Origin of the sequence: Pseudomonas sp. MH9.2, from assembly GCF_034353875.1 — a bacterium.
In the GTDB taxonomy this organism is placed as follows: Bacteria; Pseudomonadota; Gammaproteobacteria; order Pseudomonadales; family Pseudomonadaceae; genus Aquipseudomonas.
The window spans coordinates 1319860-1335950 of record NZ_CP133784.1 but is presented as its reverse complement, the minus strand read 5'-3'; the positions used below and the strand labels follow the sequence as shown (position 1 = coordinate 1335950).

Here is a 16091-nt window from a genome sequence, read left to right as displayed (position 1 = left end):
TCAGGACGATGAAAGATCTTGTTCTATGGCCGATTGATAGATCGAGCGTTTCGGGTGGGTAAAAACCCGTTCCAACATGGGCTCGAAGAAGCTCAATGGCAACGTGTTGTATGCAGGGTCGAACGCTGCGGCATCGTATTTTGCGCAGAATTCGATGGTTTGCTGATACTGCGGATGCGCCCGGAATTGCTCGCGCAGCATGCGGTCCATGCCCAGGTGATGAAAAAAGTAGTAGCCCTGGAATATTCCGTGTTTTTCCACCATCCACAGGTTTTCCTCGCTGACGAAAGGCTTGAGAATGGCCGCTGCGATGTCCGCGTGGTTATAGGACCCCAGTGTGTCGCCGATATCGTGGAGCAGGGCGCAGACGATGTACTCCTCGTCGCGACCGTCGTGACAGGCACGTGTGGCGGTTTGCAGGGAGTGGGTCAGGCGATCAACGGGAAAGCCACCGAAGTCACCGTCGAGCAGCCGAAGATGGGTCAGAATTCGCCCCGGCAACTGCTTGGCATAGGCACTGAAGTCCTGGGCAATGATTGCCCAATCCTCCTGAGTACCTTCCTTCATATGGGTAAAGCGGGCCTGAGTGTTCATCGACGGTCCTGTCTTTGTTATGGGTAAACAAAGACCCAGTCTATGCCGCGAGGGGATTTCGGCAGTGACCGTGAAAGACGCATTGCTGGCCCTGCGCGCCGAGTGCCATTCAGGGTGAAGTTTTCTAGAAAGGCACTTTGCCCATCACCATATCGCGGTACATGACGAAGTCGCCCAATAGGCTATAAAACGGATGCTTGAACGTGGCGGGGCGATTCTTTTCGAAAAAGAAATGCCCGATCCAGGCAAAGCTGTAACCCGCAATGGGTACTGCCCATAACAACTGCCAGCGGGCGCTGCCCATCGCGAAGGCCGCGATAAAAATCACCAGCGTGGTGCCGATGAAGTGCAGTCGGCGACAGGTGCTGTTGCTGTGCTCCGACAAGTAGTAGGGGTAGAAATCAGCGAAACGTGTGAACGACTGGGTGGTTGTCACGACGTGTACCTTCGGTTCTTGTTTTAGGGGCTGAGTGTAAAGTGGCTGATTCATCCGGCCAGTGACATTAAGCACCAGAATAGTATCCTTGTGCCAGTAGCCGCAGGACGTGGCTTATCTTGAAAGAAACTGCCATGAGCGAAAGAACGACTTCTGCAAGTTGGGCGATGGGTATCGTCAAGTCATTGGAACTGGATGGTCTCGATTGTCGTTTGCTCTTTAAGGAACTGGGGCTTGATTATGCCGATCTGGACAATCCCGATGCGCGCTTCCCTCAGGACTCCATGACACGGCTGTGGCAGCGAGCAGTGGAGCTTTCAGGCAACCCGGCGATTGGTTTGAACATGGCCAAAGTCGTGCGTCCGGCGTCCTTCAACGTTGCCGGCTATGCGTTGATGTCCAGCCAGACCCTCAAGGAGGGCTTTATGCGGTTGGTGCGTTATCAGCGGATTATCGCTGAAAGTGCCGACTTGAGCTTTCGTCTGCTGCCCGAAGGTTACGCACTGATCCTGACCGTGCATGGCGATCATCTGCCACCGACCCGGCAAAGCGCCGAAGCATCACTGGCCTCGGCCTTGACCTTCTGTGGTTGGTTGACCGGCAGGACGTTGCAGCCGCGCGAGGTGTTGATTCAGGGCGATCAGCCCAAGGACCTGGAGCCCTATAAAAAAGCCTTTCATGCGCCGATGACGTTCAACGCGCCCTATGACGCCCTGGTGTTCGAGCGCGCGGATATGGAAGCGCCGCTGCCGACCGCCAATGAAGCCATGGCGCAGTTGCATGATCGTTTTGCCGGGGAATACCTGGCGCGCTTCTCGGAAAGCCGCGTCACCCATCAGGCCCGTCAGGTGCTGTGCCGGTTATTGCCTCAGGGCGAGCCAAAGCGTGAGACGGTCGCGCAAACCCTGCACCTGTCCCAGCGCACGTTGCAGCGTCGCTTGCAGGAAGAGGGCACCAGTTTTCAGGTTTTGCTCGACGTCACCCGCCGTGAGTTGGCCGAGCAATACCTGACGCAGCCGAACATGACCTTGCTGGAAATCGCCTACCTGTTGGGGTTTGCCGACCCCAGCAATTTCTTCCGCGCCTTCCGTCGTTGGTTTGATGAGACTCCGGGGGAATATCGCGCGCGGATGTGATCTCAGTGCCGCCAGAACGCTGGAACGCAGAGGACCAGCACGGTGATGATTTCCAGTCGGCCGAGCAGCATGCCCAGCGATAGAATCCATTTGGCCGCATCCGGCAGCCCGGCGAAGTTACCAGCCGGGCCAATGATTTCGCCCAGCCCCGGACCAACGCCGGAGACCGTACTGGCCGCACCGGTCAGGGCGGTCATCCAGTCCACGCCCAACAGCGATAGGAGCAGCGCAATCACGCAAATGGTGATTGCGAAGAAGAACGAAAAGGTCAGGATCGAGCGGACAATTTCTTCGTCCAGGCGGTGGCCGTTGTACTTCTGCTTGATCACCGCACGGGGGTGGATCAATTGATTGAGGTTGGCTCTGAGCAGGATATAAGCGACCTGAAAACGGAAAATCTTGATCCCGCCCGCCGTCGACCCTGAACAACCCCCCACGAAACCCAGATAGAAAAACAGCATCAATGCGAAGTTGCCCCACAGGCTGTAATCGCCCAGGGCGAACCCAGTGGTGGTCATGACCGATGTCACGTTCAACGCCACATGACGCAGGGCATCCAGCCAATGCATGCTGGTGGTTGCCCAATACCAGGTGCCGAGCACCAGCCAGGTCACCAGCAGAAAACCGAGCAGCCCGCGCACTTGTTCGTCCTTGAACAATGCCCGTCGATTGCCGCGCAAGGTCGCCACGTACAGGGCAAAGGGCAAGCTGCCGAGGATCATCACTACAATCGCGACCCAATGCACGGCGGGTTGTTGCCATTTCGCCAGTGATTGATCGGAGGTGGAGAAGCCGCCGGTGGAGATCGCTGACATGGCATGGTTGATCGCATCGAACAGGCTCATGCCTGCCGCCCAGAAGGCCAGGCTGCCCAGGGTAGTGATGCCGACATAGGTCAGCAGAATGTACTTGGCCACCATATGAGAGCGCGGCATGACCTTCTCCGAGCGGTCGGAGGATTCCGTCTGGAACAGGCGCATGCCCCCGATGCGCAACAGTGGCAGGATCGCCACCGCCATGCCGATAAAACCGATACCGCCGAGCCAGTGCAGTAGCGAGCGCCAGATCAGAATCCCTGGCGACATGCTGTCCAGCCCGCTCATTACGGTGGACCCGGTGGCGGTAATCCCGGACATGCTTTCGAAAAACGAATCGGTATAGCTCATGTGCTGGGACAGCAAAAACGGCAGCGCCGCGAAAATGCAGACGACAACCCAGCTGGACACCGTCAGCAGGTACATGTCCCGTGGGCGCAGATGAATGTGCTCGGGACGCCCAGGGATGACCAATGCCAGGCCTACAACGAACGTAATCAGACTCGCCCAGAGAAAGGAGCGGATATCGCTGGTGTGGTCGAAAATCACCAGTGTCAGCATGGGGACAGCCATGGCGATAGCCAGGGTGATCAGGAAAATGCCGATAATGAAACCGATAATACGAAGGGTCGGCAACGCCATGCAGTGGTTCTGACTTGGGAGTGGAAAGGCGCCATTCTACCTGCGGTCGAGGCTTTATAAGTCGATACGCTTTTGTTACCAGTTGTAAGTGCTGATTGTAATTAAAGGGTCGGCGCGCTCGTTATTGAGGGTGAACACATCCTAGAATGGCCCATCATTTTTAAAAGGAGACAGCTCAATGGAGGCGCTCGACGCTTTGCTCAATCGTGTATCGGTACCCCGGTTGATCGACCCGGCACCGGACGCGGCACAACGGGAGATATTGTTCAGCGCTGCCCTGCGTGCACCTGATCACGGTCAGCTGCGGCCATTCCGCTTCCTGACGGTCGAAGGTAAAGCGCGCGAGCAGATGGGCGAGTTGCTGGTGCAAGCGTTGCAACAGAGCGATGCCGAGGCGACACCGCAAGCATTGGACAAGGTGCGTCAGGGGCCTATGCGTGCGCCGTTGGTGGTGGTGGTGATCGCCAAACTGCAGGATCACCTCAAAGTGCCCAAGCAAGAACAACGGATCACCGCTGGTTGCGCCGCCCACGCGGTATTGCTTGCGGCATTTGCGCTGGGCGTCGGTGCCGTGTGGCGTACAGGGGAGTTGTCGTATTCGGCCCAGGTCGCCAAGGGTTTGGGGTTGGAGGCGGACGAGGAGGTTGTTGCGTTCCTTTACCTGGGCACCCCACAACATCCCCCCCGCACCGCACCGAAGCTGGACACGGCTGACTTTGTCAGTGAGTGGCAGGGCTGAGCCGGCCTAAAACTCGGCAGGGTGAAGACAGTTGCTTTTGCAGTAGATCGAAGCCAGAGGCGGCTCAGCCGCCTGCACTGCCCAACGCCCCTTTCACTTGATCCAGCAACCCCATCTTCGACTCGTCAGGCAACTTGTCGAGCAGGTCCTTAACCTTCGCCAACGCCTTCGCCGCTTCCGTGGCCTTGAGCAGTTTTTGCAACTCAGGCGTGGTCGCGGTTTCTGCGCTGAGGGCCGGCGGTGTGGGCAAGGCCTTCACCATTTTCAGCATATCGCCGGGGTCTTTGCTGAACGCCCGAATGTTGTCGAGATTGTCCAGCATCGGCAGGGCGATGCCCGTGACAGAATCAAACGCGCTGACTTGCGGAAAGCCCACCTTGCCGCGAAACACGGGGATGCCCAGCGATGGAATCAGCAGACCCACCAGATAACGCGGGTCGTGGCGCTTGATGCTCAAACCGACACTGGCCACCGCAATACCCACCCCAATCACTTGCCCGGCCCTCGCCACCGGCGACAGGGACTTGTTGGATTCGGTGTCGAAAAAGATGCCACGGTAGCGGAAGTAATCACTGAACACTTCGCGCTCGCCCAAGGCCGTTGAGTTCATGAACCAGGCGCGTGAATCGTGGACCTGCTCGTCGAAAAAGTCGGTGAGCGTGCGAGCGGTGTCGGTCAGGGGCTCGGCGGTTTTTAAGTCATAGAGCGCCAGGTAAGCCTGGTTACCAGAGGTGCGCAGGTCACGGTATTCCTGGGCTTCATCCTGCTCGTTGGTCAGGTATATCAACCCCCCGAACAGCAGATGAGGAATGGTCGCCCAACTGATGGCGTCACCGGCCAACGCCAGCGACCAGTTGCTCGGGTCATAGTCGCGACCGAATTCGATCATGGCCCTGTCCATCTGGCGCTGATCGAGCGTGGGCTCAAAGGCTTTGTGGGTATTAAAGTCGATGGGGCGTTCCGAGCCGACGCGTTGTTCATAACCCTGTTTGAGCGCCCGATACTCCTGATGCGTTGCCAGCGTGCTGCCTGACAACTCCTTGAGCGGTTGGCCCTCATGGTTGGCCTTGTTCTCGGCCAGTTGTCGCTCATGCAGCGCTTTAAGGGCATCCCATTCCTCCTGGGTCATGTCCTTGCCGTTGACATGCTGGTAGGCGGAGGTTGTCCTGAAGTGAAAACTGCCATACCGATTGATCCGCCACCCCGTCAGCAGCGCCTGCTCACCGGCCAAGGCGTCTTCCAGCGGGCCGGTTTTATGGTGGGCGAGCCAGGTGTTGAAGCGGAGGGTGAGGGTTTCGGAGATGTCGAAGGCATCATGGACTTCTTCAGCCATTTCCAGCCATGGCTCGTCTTGTTTCTGTTCGTCACTGAGCGCATTGGGAGGCGCCTGCAACGGCGCACCCACGGCATAGGCCTCCGCATACATATGGTGCAGCGGAATTTGTGACATCACGTCCTGAGGGCCGCCCAGCGACTTGCCCTGATCGCCCGGCGAATACCCACCACCGACATCGGAGTGCATGCCGGGGTACAGGTATTCCGCAGTGTTAGTGCGGTAGGTTGAAGGGCCATTCGGGTCATCGGGGGTGTTCTTGCGCCGGATCGAGTCCACCGGAAAACAGGTGCGTTGCTCATGGGCCGCGACCAGATGCACGCAGCGCTCCAGAAACGTCTCCGACTCTGGCAAGCGCATGATGTCATCGGCCCACCCCATATGGCCCTCGGCGAACGGCATCGCGTAGGCCATGCCGGTGGAGGCCACGGTATCGAACAGGCCCAGGAAGGCAATGCAGATCGGTAGGCCGGCAAACAGATAACAGGTCTCACCCTCGACCTCGACCTGGGTCAGGCTCTCCAGCCAGGTGGCAAAGGCCCGGGCTTCGGCGGCGCCCCGGGAAAAGCCGTACACGTACAGGCGCAGGCCGATGATTCTGGGTTGGGTCTTGCGCACATGCACGAAGTCGACCTTTTTTTGCAGGGCCAGCAACGGCGCCTGTAAGGCCTCGCGCCGACGGCTGTCACCGCTCTTGATCAGCGTCGCGCCGAGCATCTCTTCAGTGAACGAGGTGCCCATTTTTTGCACCAGCTCGTAGGCAACGTCAGGGTCCAGATACGGCTCGCCACAAGCCCGGCCCACCGCATCCAGCAGGCGCGTGATGCTCCAGTTGATCCGATTCTCGCCGCCGACCGCGCCGATCAGCCCCAGGTCTTGTGGTTCGAACTCGCCGATTTCCTTGAACTCGGTGCCGACCCCTTGCATGTAATAACGATAGAAACCCATCTGGTTCGCCCGGCTCTGCTCTGTGCCTGAGTCGGCACCGACGCTGGCGTGGTAAAGCCGCGCGACGTTGCTGGTGCTCGGGGGTTGACCGAGTTTGTCCGAGGGTTCGTGGTTGTTGGTGCCGTCGAAACACAGGGTGATGTTCAGCACATTGATGCACGGTGCGCCGGAATAGGTTTCACCCGCCGCCTTGGCGGCCCGTTTAGCCGCATAGGCCGCCAACAGTTTGGGCCGATACTGTGTGCGGTAGTTAAGCGCCACATCCTCGGATGTGCGCGGCAGCAGCCCCTCTTTTGGGAGCGGCGGGGTCAGCGTTAAAGGCGCCGGGGCCGGGCGTTGAGAACCTGAGTTCAAGGTAATGGACATTTGGCAGGGACTTCCATTTTGAGGGGGTAGTTGTAGGGGTGATCAGGCATGCCGAGATAGGTAGGGCCCGCAGAGATCTTTACCTGGTCGCAGGGCATGAAATGCGCAGTGATTGCACCCAGCTTTTCATACGGTGCCACCTCCACGACGGCGCGATGGCGGGTGTATTTGGATCGGTGTTCTTTCATTCGTGCACGCCACGCATCAGAAAACGGGGGGACACCCCAATACCGTGACGCACCGACATTCGGATCCTTCTCCCACTCCACCACCACGGTCAGGCCGGGATGCCACTGGCGCGGCAGGCTCACGCAGCAGTTCTGGCTGCCGCCCCCGCCGTAAGGGCCGATGTTCGGCCCGCCGCCGCCGTTGACGATGAAGTAATTGATCGCCGCCGAGGTATGGCTGTACCCCTCGATGGGAATACCGAGGCGCTCGGGCAGAGATTTGCTGCAGGCTTGCAGCGCAAGGCAGGCGAGCGCCGCCGCCACCCAAAGCGCTGGCCTTCGGCGTGAGGCGCCAGGTTTTAGGGTGCGGGACATACGGCAGGCTCTTCCATTCTGGACGGGTAGTTGAAGGGATAACCGGCTTGGCCGGGAGTCACCGCAACAGCTGAAACGGCAACCTGGTTGCAGGGCAGGAAATGAACATCGATGACGCCGAGTTCTTCATACGGTGCCACCTCCACGATGGCGCGATGGCGGGTGTTGTTGAGCTTCTCTTTCTTCATTCGGGCGTGCCATGCATCAGAAAACATGGGTTCAGGCCATTTGCCGTAGGCGTGCGGCGTCGGATCCTTCTCCCACTCGACCACCACGGTCAGGCCGGGGTGCCACTTGCGGGGCAGGCTCACGCAGCAGTTCTGCTTGCCGCCCCCGCCGTAAGGGCCGATGTTCGGCCCGCCATTGCCGTTTGACCATGAAGTAGTTGATCGCCGCCGAGGTGTGGCTGTAGCCCTCGATAGGCGCACCCAGTCGGTCGGGCAGTGATTGGCTGCAGGCTTGCAGCGCAAGGCAGGCGAGCGCAGCCGCCCAAAGCGCTGGCCTTCGGCGTGGGGCGCCAGCTTTTAAGGTGCGGGACATACGGCAGGCTCTTCCATTTTGGAGGGGTAGTTGAAGGGATAACCGGCTTGACCGGGAGTAACGGCGACAGCCGAAACGGCAACTTTGTTGCAGGGTAAGAAATGAACATCGATGACGCCGAGTTCTTCATACGGCGCCACCTTCACAACAGCTCGATGGCGGGTGTATTTAGTGCGGTGCTCTTTCATCCGCTCTCGCCAAGCATTAGATGAAAAGGATTCCGTCCAAGCCTGGCGGTGGTCAGGCTAAAGCTTGGCTGATGAGCTAACGCTGGCATTCCGACGTCCTGCCTTTTGTAAGGAGAGTTGTCCAAGGTATGTTCGGCGAAAGGTTTTTTAGCGTCTGTAGGCCAAATCCGTGTTGTGTTGCGGGAAAGGTCTGAAATGTTGACTCATAAAAAAACCGCCGTTCGTGAGAACGGCGGTTTTGGGGGGAGCGGGGCCTTAGTGTGAATGAAATGGAAACAATACAATGTGCCCTGGCATCCGATATCGACCCTGGCTTGTCGCAGCCTTCGGCAGCACCTACAGTGAATCGGTATTCAGCCCAAGACCTGCGAACTTACTCGAAGGCATGCGCTCAGGCACCAGGGATAACGGGCTCCAACGGTAGGTCCAAAGTGGCAACGAACCCGCCTTGGGGATGATTGGTCAGGGTCAGGTAGCCACCGTGCCGTTCGGCTGCACGCTTGGCGATAGCCAGCCCCAGGCCGTGGCCCGGCGCAGTTTGGCCGGGTGCGCGGAAGAACGGTTCACCTAGCTGAGACAGGTGTTCCGATGCCACTCCGGGGCCATGGTCACGTACGCTGATCAGCAATCGCCCTCCCTCGCACTGGGCTTTCAAGTCAATGGCTTGGCCTGCCGGGTTGAAGCGCAGGGCATTGCGCAACAGATTATCCAGCGCCCGTTCGAGCATGTCGGGCCAGCCTTGCAACTCAACACCGTCTTGTACCCAAACCCGCACCTCCTGTTCGGGGGCGTTGAGCCGGGTATCGCTTTGTAAGTGGTGCAGCATCGCGTCCAGATCGACGGGCTCGGCGGTGCCAAAATCCGCGTCCAGGCGTGCCAGCACGAGAATCTCGCTGATCAATGCTTCCAGCCGATCACATTCGCGGGCCAGACGCGGCCAGAGCTTCTCGCGCTCAGCCGGTTCGGCACGTTCGGCCAGCGCCAATGCGATGCGCAGCCGTGCGAGCGGTGAGCGCAGTTCGTGGGACACATCGCGCAGTAACTGACGCTGGCTGCTGATCAGGCTCTGCAGGCGCGCGCCCATGCGGTTGAAGTCGGTGGCCAGCACGCCGAACTCGTCACGGCGATTGGCCAACTGCGCCAGGCTGTTCTGTTGATAGGTGGTTTGCCCCAAGTCATCCACGGCACTGCGCAGACGGCTGAGTGGGCGGGTGATGGACAGCGTCACCAGCAGGCTGAACAACGTCAGCACCACCAAAGCAATGCCCAGGGCGCTGAGAGGCCAAAGCAGGCTTTCGCGGTGCCAGGCGTCAAGTTCCGGGTGCGGAATCCGGTAGATCAGCAAATACGTTTCAGCCGTTTTCGGGCTGGTGTATTCGGTGGTCAGGCGACGCCACGGTAATTGGCGGGGATCGTTGTGTTGGCGCGCTTCAAATGCCGCCGCACGGGGTGGAAACGTCCCGCGTACCAGGGGCTCACCGCTTTCGTTGAGGACCTGAACGTCAATGTGATAGCGCCGTTTACTCTGTTGCAGGTAGTCCTGTGCGGCGTCTTCACCCTGGTTTTCGTAGAGTTCGGTCCAGTTCTGCGCCAGGTTGGCGAGGCCCGGATGGCGACTGAGGATCCATGCATCTTGATTGAGCATATGCCCGAGCAAAATAGACAGGCCTGCAACCAAGGCGATGGCTAACCAGAAACTGGCCAGGATTCGCCAGAACAATGAACGCACGTGAATACCTCAAACGATAAAAGCCCGACACGCGTGAGCGTATCGGGCGGGTAAGGAGTCGGTTCGCCGTTATTGGGCTTGCTGAGCTTTCTGGGCTTTCCAGGTCTGGAACTCGGCATGCTCGGCACGACGTTGAGCTTCTTTTTGCTGTATCACGTCGAATTGTTTTTGCTGATCAGGTTTCAGCAGTGCGCGGACGTCGCTTTGGGCCTTTGTATGCTTGGCGTCTATCTCATCCTGCATGCTTTTCTGCTGTGCTGGCGGCAGCATTTGCAGATAACGCTGGGTGATTTCATCACGGCTACGTTTTTGCTCAAACATGATTCGGCCGATCTGTTGGCGCTGGTCCGGGGTCAGGTTCAGCTCGCTGTACGGGCTGTGACCATGCATGCCAGGGCCGCCATGACCCATGCCGCCTTCTGGCGGCGCGGCCATCGCGATAGCAGGCAATGAAGCGGCGAACAGCAGGGCGATTAAAGTCTTGCGCATGGTGTATCTCCTTGTCTCTAATCCGGCTCGTTGCCGGTTGAGGCCAGTGTAGGGAGATCAAGGTCAGCGGCGGTCAACACTCGGTAAAGCTTGAGTAAAGAGCTTCTGGCCTGAAACTGACAGAAGCAGGCCCTAGACGCTGTAGTAATAACCGCGACTGCGCAGCGCAACGATCCGTGGACGGCCGTCGGCATGAGGCCCGATCTTTTTGCGCAGGTTGCTGATGTGCATGTCCAGGCTTCGATCATAAAGCGTCAATTTGCGACCCAGTGCCAGTTGCGCCAGCTCTTGCTTGTCCAGCGGTTCGCCGGGTTGGCGCAGGAGGGCCTCGAGCAGACGGCTTTCGGAGACGGTCAGCGTGAACTCATGCTCATCGATAATCACTACGCCGCGCACGGGGCTGAAGCATAAGTCGCCGAGTTCGAGCTGGCTGGACACTGCCGGTGGATGGCTACGGCGCAAAACAGCGCGCAGGCGTGCCGTCAACTCCCGAGGATCGCAGGGTTTGGCCAGGTAATCGTCGGCGCCCAGTTCCAGGCCGAGGATTCGGTCCAGCGGTTCACCCCGGGCCGACAGCATCAGCACGGGCAAGTCGGGGTGATCGTTACGCAGTTGCTTGAGCAGTTCCAGGCCGCTGCCATCGGGCAACATCACATCCAGCACGACGGCTGCGGGTTGCGATTGAGCCAATGCGCGTCTGGCGGTATGGCCGTCGTGGCAAGCCTGCACCTGAAAGCCTTCCTGACTCAGCCAACTGCTCAGAAGCTCGCAGAGCTCCTGATCATCATCAATTAATAACAGTTCGCTCATGATTCACTCAATTCAGCCACTGGCGACGCTGTCTACGCCAGCCACTGGCAAAGATACCGCAGAGTAGGGCAATCATCGCAACTCCACCCCCGGCGACGAACCATTGTTGCTCATCCGTAAATATGCGTGGAGGCAAGACGGACTGTGCTTCTTTGAGTTGCAACTTGAGGCGTTGGTTCTCCACGCGCAAGCGACTGAGTTGCGGGCTTTCGCGTTCGGTGTCGACACTCTGTATTTGCTTACTCAACTCTTCGCGCTGGTGCTCGCTTTCTTTTAGACGCTGTTGCAACTCGGTAACCTGGCTGCTGGCGCTCGGCAATAGAAGCTTGGCACTGTTGTTGGCACCGGATAACTCGTCAGCCTGGGCCGTAACCCCAAGGGTTAGCACGGTCAACAGCAGACACAACGGACCTGAACGCATCTGAACTCCTATATTTTTGTTGAGTGTTCAGCAGGTTGTCGGCAGGTTATCGAGAATAGTGAACAGGCGAAAAGGGTAACCGGCAAGCGCCGCGATGATTGCGCGCGGCGCCTGCGCAAGCCTGTTACGGCAGGGTTTGTCTGAACGGCTTGACCAGTACGTTGGCGTATACACCGGCTGCAACGAACGGATCGGCGTCGGCCCAGGCCTGTGCGGCGCTCAGGGATTCAAACTCGGCGACGATCAGGCTGCCGGTGAAACCCGCAGCGCCGGGGTCGTTGCTGTCGATGGCCGGGTTCGGACCTGCCAACACCATTCGACCTTCATCCTTGAGCGCGACGAGCCGCGCCAGGTGATCAGGCCGCGCAGCCAGGCGTTTTTCGAGCGAATTGGCGACGTCTGTAGCAATGATGGCGTAAAGCATGGTCAGTCCTTGGTTTTAGGAGTGGAAGGGTCCGCGTCGTGCATGTGGCGGGCCAGGAATATCCCTTGGCCAACCAGAAACAGCAAGGTCATGCCCAGGCTGCCGAAGACTTTGAAATCTACCCAGAACTCCTGATAGGTGAAGGCCACATACAGATTGGCTGCACCGCAGAACAGGAAGAAGAAGACCCAGGCGATGTTCAGTCGGGTCCAGATCGGCTGGGGCAGAGTCAATGCATGGCCCATGATGCGCTGGATCAATGGGCGGTCACCGATGAAGTGACTGCCTGCGAATGCCAGGGCGAACAGCCAGTTGACCACTGGCGCCTTCCATTTAAGAACGGCTTCGCTATGGAAAGCCAAGGTCAGGCTGCCGAACACCAGGCAGGCGATCAGGGTCAGCCATTGGCTTTTTTCCAGTTTGCGCTGGGTGATGAACAAAATACCGTAGACCACGAGCGAGCTGATGATCAGCATCGCGGTAGCGCTGAAAATTCCGCCTACCATGAAGCTGTGGTCCAGAATGTCGACGGCGCGGGGTTCGATCTTGTAGACGATGAAAAACAGGAGCAGCGGGATGAAGTCGATGAATTGTTTCACAATGGCAGCCAGAAGCAGGATGTGGCGGCATAATAACAAACATCAATGACAGCGAAAGCGCCTCCTATGAATGTTGACCTGCACTGCCACAGCACCGCTTCCGATGGCGCCCTCGCGCCCGCGGTCCTGGTTGCGCGTGCTTATGAAAACGGAGTGCGGGTCCTGGCCCTTACTGATCACGATACCCTTGAAGGCCTCGAAGAGGCCCGTGCTGCGGCGCTTGCGTTGGATATGCAGCTGGTCAACGGGGTGGAATTATCTTGTACCTGGGGTGGGGCAACTGTCCACATTCTGGGCTACGGTTTTGATATGAAAGCCCCTGCATTGGTCGATGCCATTGACCGTTTACACCATGGACGCTGGTTGCGTGCCGAAGAAATAAGCCGAAAATTAGCGATCAAAGGTATGCCAGGGGCCCTGGAAGGTGCTCGTGCGATCCAGCAAGCGCTGGGTGACAGCGGTAATGCTCCGGCTCGACCACACTTCGCTGACTTCATGGTGAGTGCCGGTTTTGTCAAAGATCGCGCTGAGGCATTTCGCAAATGGTTGGGCGCTGGCAAGCTGGGCGACGTCAAACAGCATTGGCCAACCCTGGAAGAAACCGTCGCGACCTTACGCGAGTCCGGGGCCTGGGTCAGTCTGGCGCACCCTTGGCATTATGATTTCACCCGCAGTAAACGTCGTAAGCTGATCGCCGCCTACATTGAGGCTGGCGGCCACGCTATCGAGGTGGTTAATGGTCTGCAACCTGCGGAGCAGGTGGGTAGTCTGGCCATTCTGGCTCGTGAGTTCGGTCTGCTGGTAACTGCCGGCAGTGATTTTCATGCTCCTGGCGCTTGGTCCGAAATTGGCGTTTATCGCCCGTTACCGGAGGATCTTCCGCCACTTTGGTGTCGATTCAAACATGACCAGCCTACTGCCGTCTGAACAGGAAGATACCGTGAGTCAATTTTTCCAGGTCCATCCGGAAAACCCGCAGGCACGTCTGATAAAACAGGCTGTGGAGATTATCAAGGCCGGTGGCCTGGTGGTGTATCCGACGGATTCGTCCTACGCCTTGGGTTGCCAGATCGGTGACAAAAACGCCATTGAGCGCATCCGCCGCTTGCGTCAACTGGACGACAAACACAACTTCACCCTGTTGTGTTGCGATCTGTCTCAACTGGGGACCTACGCCAAGGTCGACACTGCGGCGTTCCGCGCGCTCCGGAACCACACGCCCGGGCCTTACACCTTTATTCTCAACGCCACGCGTGAAGTCCCGCGGTTGATCCTGCACCCCAAGCGCCGGACCATCGGCCTGCGCGTGCCAAACCACCCCATTGCTCAGGCGCTGCTTGAGGAACTGGGCGAGCCGCTGATGAGCGTGAGCCTGATCATGCCGGGCGAAACCGTGCCCTTGAGTGATCCGTATGAGATGCGTCAGGTATTAGAGCATCAGGTCGATCTGATCATTGATGGCGGCATCGGCGGTATTTCGGCTTCCACTGTGATCAATCTGGCTGATGGCGAGCCGCAAGTGATACGGGTGGGCTGTGGCGATCCGCGACCGTTTGGGGGTCAGCCTTAGATGACAGTGGCCGAGGCGGTTGATAGCCAGGCGGATGCCCAGCAGGAGCTGCCGTTCGCCATGGTCTATGGTCAAGCGGTCATGCACATGCCGCTGGACCTGTACATCCCGCCGGATGCGCTGGAAGTCTTTCTCGACGCGTTCGAAGGTCCGCTGGACTTGTTGCTGTACCTGATTCGTAAACAGAACATCAATATCCTCGATATTCCCGTGGCGGAAATCACTCGTCAGTACATGGGTTATGTCGAATTGATGAAAACCGTGCGCCTGGAGCTGGCGGCCGAGTATCTGGTGATGGCCGCCATGCTCGCCGAAATCAAATCGCGGATGCTGTTACCGCGCTCGGCTGAGATTGAACAGGAAGAAGACGACCCACGCGCTGAGTTGATCCGTCGTCTGCAAGAGTACGAGCGTTTCAAAGCCGCCGCCGAAGGTATCGATGGCTTGAGCCGGGTAGGGCGTGATGTGGTAGTGCCCAGGCTGGATGCTCCCGAAGCGCGTGCGCGCCGGTTGCTGCCGGATGTCAGTCTGGAAGAACTGTTGATGTCCATGGCTGAAGTCCTGCACCGGGGCGACATGTTTGAAAGCCACCAAGTCAGTCGCGAAACGCTGTCGACCCGGGAGCGCATGAGCGATGTGCTTGAACGCCTCAAGGGCGGCGGGTTTGTACCGTTCTCCGAGCTGTTTACGGCCGAAGAGGGGCGCTTGGGCGTTGTGGTGACTTTTATGGCGGTTCTGGAACTGGTCAAGGAGTCCTTGGTCGAGTTGGTGCAGAACGAACCCTTTGCGGCGATCCATGTCCGGGCGAGAGTCGAATAGCGGTTTAGCTGAATAGCTGAATAAATAAAAGACGCGCACGACTGAAGCGCGGCGAGCCTGATAAAGAGCCAAACGATGAATTTGAACGAACCGCGCGAGCTGGCCCCCCTGCTCGAAGCTTTTCTGCTGGCCTCCGGTAAACCTGTGTCGCTGGAACGCCTGTTCGAGCTGTTCGAGGAGGGCGAGCGTCCCGAGCCTCCGGTATTCAAGAAAGCCCTGCAATTGCTGGGAAAATCTTGCGAAGGCCGGGCTTTCGAGCTCAAGGAAGTGGCTTCTGGGTATCGCTTGCAGATCCGTGAGCGGTTTTCGCCATGGGTCGGACGGCTCTGGGAAGAGCGGCCGCAGCGTTATTCCCGGGCGATGCTGGAAACCATGGCGCTGATTGCCTATCGCCAACCTATCACGCGGGGCGAGATCGAAGATGTGCGTGGGGTGGCGGTCAACAGCCATATCGTCAAAACCCTGCTGGAGCGCGAGTGGATCAGAATCGTCGGCTACCGTGACGTGCCAGGGAAACCGGCGATGTTCGCCACTACCAAAGCGTTTCTTGATCACTTCAACCTGAAAAACCTCGACGACCTGCCGCCACTGGCCGATCTGCGGGAACTGGAGCCTGAGCCGATTCTCGATTTCGATGACGCCCCGGTTCCGGCCAGCCTGCAAGCCCTGGCCGATGCCAGCCTTGACCCCGACGCCGAGCCAGAGCCACCGCGTGATGAAACCAGCTTCCGCAGCTTGCTGGTCGAGCTCGACTCGATGGAGCTGGGTCTCAAGACCGACTTTGATGATTTGTTGCGTGAGGAGGTTGAGCCTGAGGCAGATGAGCGTGATGTGCCTGAAGATAAATAATTATCCTCGTGGCTGTCTTGCATCAGCGTCTGCAAGGTCGATAAACGCTCGGTGTTGGCAGAGTCGGTGTTGCGATTGATCCGGTTAAACGCCACCGGTCGG

General features: G+C 58.5%; 20 protein-coding genes. 6 read left to right on the top strand and 14 right to left on the bottom strand.

The features are described 5' to 3' along the window. Together RHM55_RS06185 and RHM55_RS06180 are read right to left on the bottom strand one after the other, a co-directional pair. Entirely contained in the window at positions 1 to 594 is a 594-nt protein-coding gene (locus RHM55_RS06185) for an HD domain-containing protein (protein WP_322180260.1), read from the bottom strand. Positions 595 to 718: 124 nt separating this feature from the next. Then, positions 719 to 1030 carry a DUF962 domain-containing protein gene (locus tag RHM55_RS06180; RefSeq protein ID WP_322180258.1) on the bottom strand — a complete coding sequence of 104 codons (312 nt, stop codon included), beginning with the start codon at positions 1028 to 1030 and terminating at the stop codon, positions 719 to 721. Between the two features lie 134 nt (positions 1031 to 1164). Between RHM55_RS06180 and RHM55_RS06175 the strand changes: the two genes are divergently transcribed. Further along, positions 1165 to 2166 carry an AraC family transcriptional regulator gene (locus RHM55_RS06175; protein WP_322180256.1) on the top strand — a complete coding sequence of 334 codons (1002 nt, stop codon included), beginning with the start codon at positions 1165 to 1167 and terminating at the stop codon, positions 2164 to 2166. Positions 2167 to 2168: 2 nt separating this feature from the next. On the opposite strand, the gene RHM55_RS06170 is transcribed toward RHM55_RS06175, so the two are convergent. Continuing rightward, complete coding sequence (locus RHM55_RS06170) at positions 2169 to 3623, bottom strand: TrkH family potassium uptake protein (RefSeq protein WP_322180254.1); 1455 nt, start codon at positions 3621 to 3623, stop codon at positions 2169 to 2171. 178 nt (positions 3624 to 3801) lie between these two features. On the opposite strand from RHM55_RS06170, the gene RHM55_RS06165 reads away from it, so the two are divergent. Beyond that, on the top strand, positions 3802 to 4362 hold the full coding sequence (locus tag RHM55_RS06165) for a nitroreductase family protein (protein WP_219064195.1): 561 nt from the start codon (positions 3802 to 3804) through the stop codon (positions 4360 to 4362). A 64-nt stretch (positions 4363 to 4426) separates the two neighbouring features. Here RHM55_RS06165 and RHM55_RS06160 read toward each other — a convergent pair whose 3' ends face one another. The 11 genes from RHM55_RS06160 to RHM55_RS06110 all read right to left on the bottom strand — a co-directional run bounded on the left by RHM55_RS06160 (position 4427) and on the right by RHM55_RS06110 (position 12751). Continuing rightward, positions 4427 to 7009, bottom strand: a complete 2583-nt coding sequence (locus RHM55_RS06160) for a DUF2235 domain-containing protein (RefSeq protein WP_322180251.1) — start codon at positions 7007 to 7009, stop codon at positions 4427 to 4429. Further along, positions 6994 to 7551: a DUF3304 domain-containing protein gene (locus RHM55_RS06155; protein ID WP_322180249.1), complete on the bottom strand. Its 558-nt coding sequence runs from the start codon at positions 7549 to 7551 to the stop codon at positions 6994 to 6996. Before RHM55_RS06155 ends, RHM55_RS06160 begins: the two co-directional genes overlap by 16 nt. Beyond that, on the bottom strand, positions 7536 to 7862 hold the full coding sequence (locus tag RHM55_RS06150; RefSeq protein ID WP_322180247.1) for a DUF3304 domain-containing protein: 327 nt from the start codon (positions 7860 to 7862) through the stop codon (positions 7536 to 7538). Before RHM55_RS06150 ends, RHM55_RS06155 begins: the two co-directional genes overlap by 16 nt. Beyond that, a complete protein-coding gene (locus RHM55_RS06145) occupies positions 7771 to 8091 on the bottom strand; it encodes a hypothetical protein (RefSeq protein WP_322180245.1) in 321 nt (106 codons plus the stop codon). The genes RHM55_RS06150 and RHM55_RS06145 overlap by 92 nt, the downstream gene beginning before the upstream one ends. Further along, positions 8076 to 8279 carry a DUF3304 domain-containing protein gene (locus tag RHM55_RS06140; RefSeq protein WP_322180243.1) on the bottom strand — a complete coding sequence of 68 codons (204 nt, stop codon included), beginning with the start codon at positions 8277 to 8279 and terminating at the stop codon, positions 8076 to 8078. The genes RHM55_RS06145 and RHM55_RS06140 overlap by 16 nt, the downstream gene beginning before the upstream one ends. Positions 8280 to 8670: 391 nt before the next feature. After that, positions 8671 to 10008 (bottom strand): HAMP domain-containing sensor histidine kinase, encoded by a 1338-nt coding sequence (locus RHM55_RS06135; protein ID WP_322180241.1) that lies wholly within the window; start codon positions 10006 to 10008, stop codon positions 8671 to 8673. Between the two features lie 69 nt (positions 10009 to 10077). Then, complete coding sequence (locus RHM55_RS06130) at positions 10078 to 10497, bottom strand: LTXXQ domain protein (protein ID WP_219064539.1); 420 nt, start codon at positions 10495 to 10497, stop codon at positions 10078 to 10080. A gap of 132 nt (positions 10498 to 10629) precedes the next feature. Next, entirely contained in the window at positions 10630 to 11307 is a 678-nt protein-coding gene (locus RHM55_RS06125; RefSeq protein WP_322180238.1) for a response regulator transcription factor, read from the bottom strand. A 7-nt stretch (positions 11308 to 11314) separates the two neighbouring features. Next, the gene (locus RHM55_RS06120; RefSeq protein ID WP_322180236.1) at positions 11315 to 11728 is read right to left on the bottom strand and encodes a translation initiation factor 2; all 414 of its coding nucleotides are present in this window, start codon (positions 11726 to 11728) and stop codon (positions 11315 to 11317) included. Positions 11729 to 11852: 124 nt separating this feature from the next. Beyond that, positions 11853 to 12152 carry a YciI family protein gene (locus RHM55_RS06115; RefSeq protein WP_219064536.1) on the bottom strand — a complete coding sequence of 100 codons (300 nt, stop codon included), beginning with the start codon at positions 12150 to 12152 and terminating at the stop codon, positions 11853 to 11855. A 2-nt stretch (positions 12153 to 12154) separates the two neighbouring features. After that, on the bottom strand, positions 12155 to 12751 hold the full coding sequence (locus tag RHM55_RS06110) for a septation protein A (protein WP_322180234.1): 597 nt from the start codon (positions 12749 to 12751) through the stop codon (positions 12155 to 12157). 66 nt (positions 12752 to 12817) lie between these two features. Between RHM55_RS06110 and RHM55_RS06105 the strand changes: the two genes are divergently transcribed. From RHM55_RS06105 to scpB, 4 genes are all read left to right on the top strand, one after another. Next, complete coding sequence (locus RHM55_RS06105; protein ID WP_322180232.1) at positions 12818 to 13678, top strand: PHP domain-containing protein; 861 nt, start codon at positions 12818 to 12820, stop codon at positions 13676 to 13678. 13 nt (positions 13679 to 13691) lie between these two features. After that, entirely contained in the window at positions 13692 to 14321 is a 630-nt protein-coding gene (locus RHM55_RS06100) for an L-threonylcarbamoyladenylate synthase (protein ID WP_322180230.1), read from the top strand. Positions 14322 to 14441: 120 nt separating this feature from the next. Further along, positions 14442 to 15140: a ScpA family protein gene (locus tag RHM55_RS06095; RefSeq protein ID WP_322182762.1), complete on the top strand. Its 699-nt coding sequence runs from the start codon at positions 14442 to 14444 to the stop codon at positions 15138 to 15140. Between the two features lie 75 nt (positions 15141 to 15215). Continuing rightward, positions 15216 to 15989, top strand: a complete 774-nt coding sequence (gene scpB / locus RHM55_RS06090) for an SMC-Scp complex subunit ScpB (protein ID WP_322180228.1) — start codon at positions 15216 to 15218, stop codon at positions 15987 to 15989. Positions 15990 to 16091: the final 102 nt, after the last annotated feature.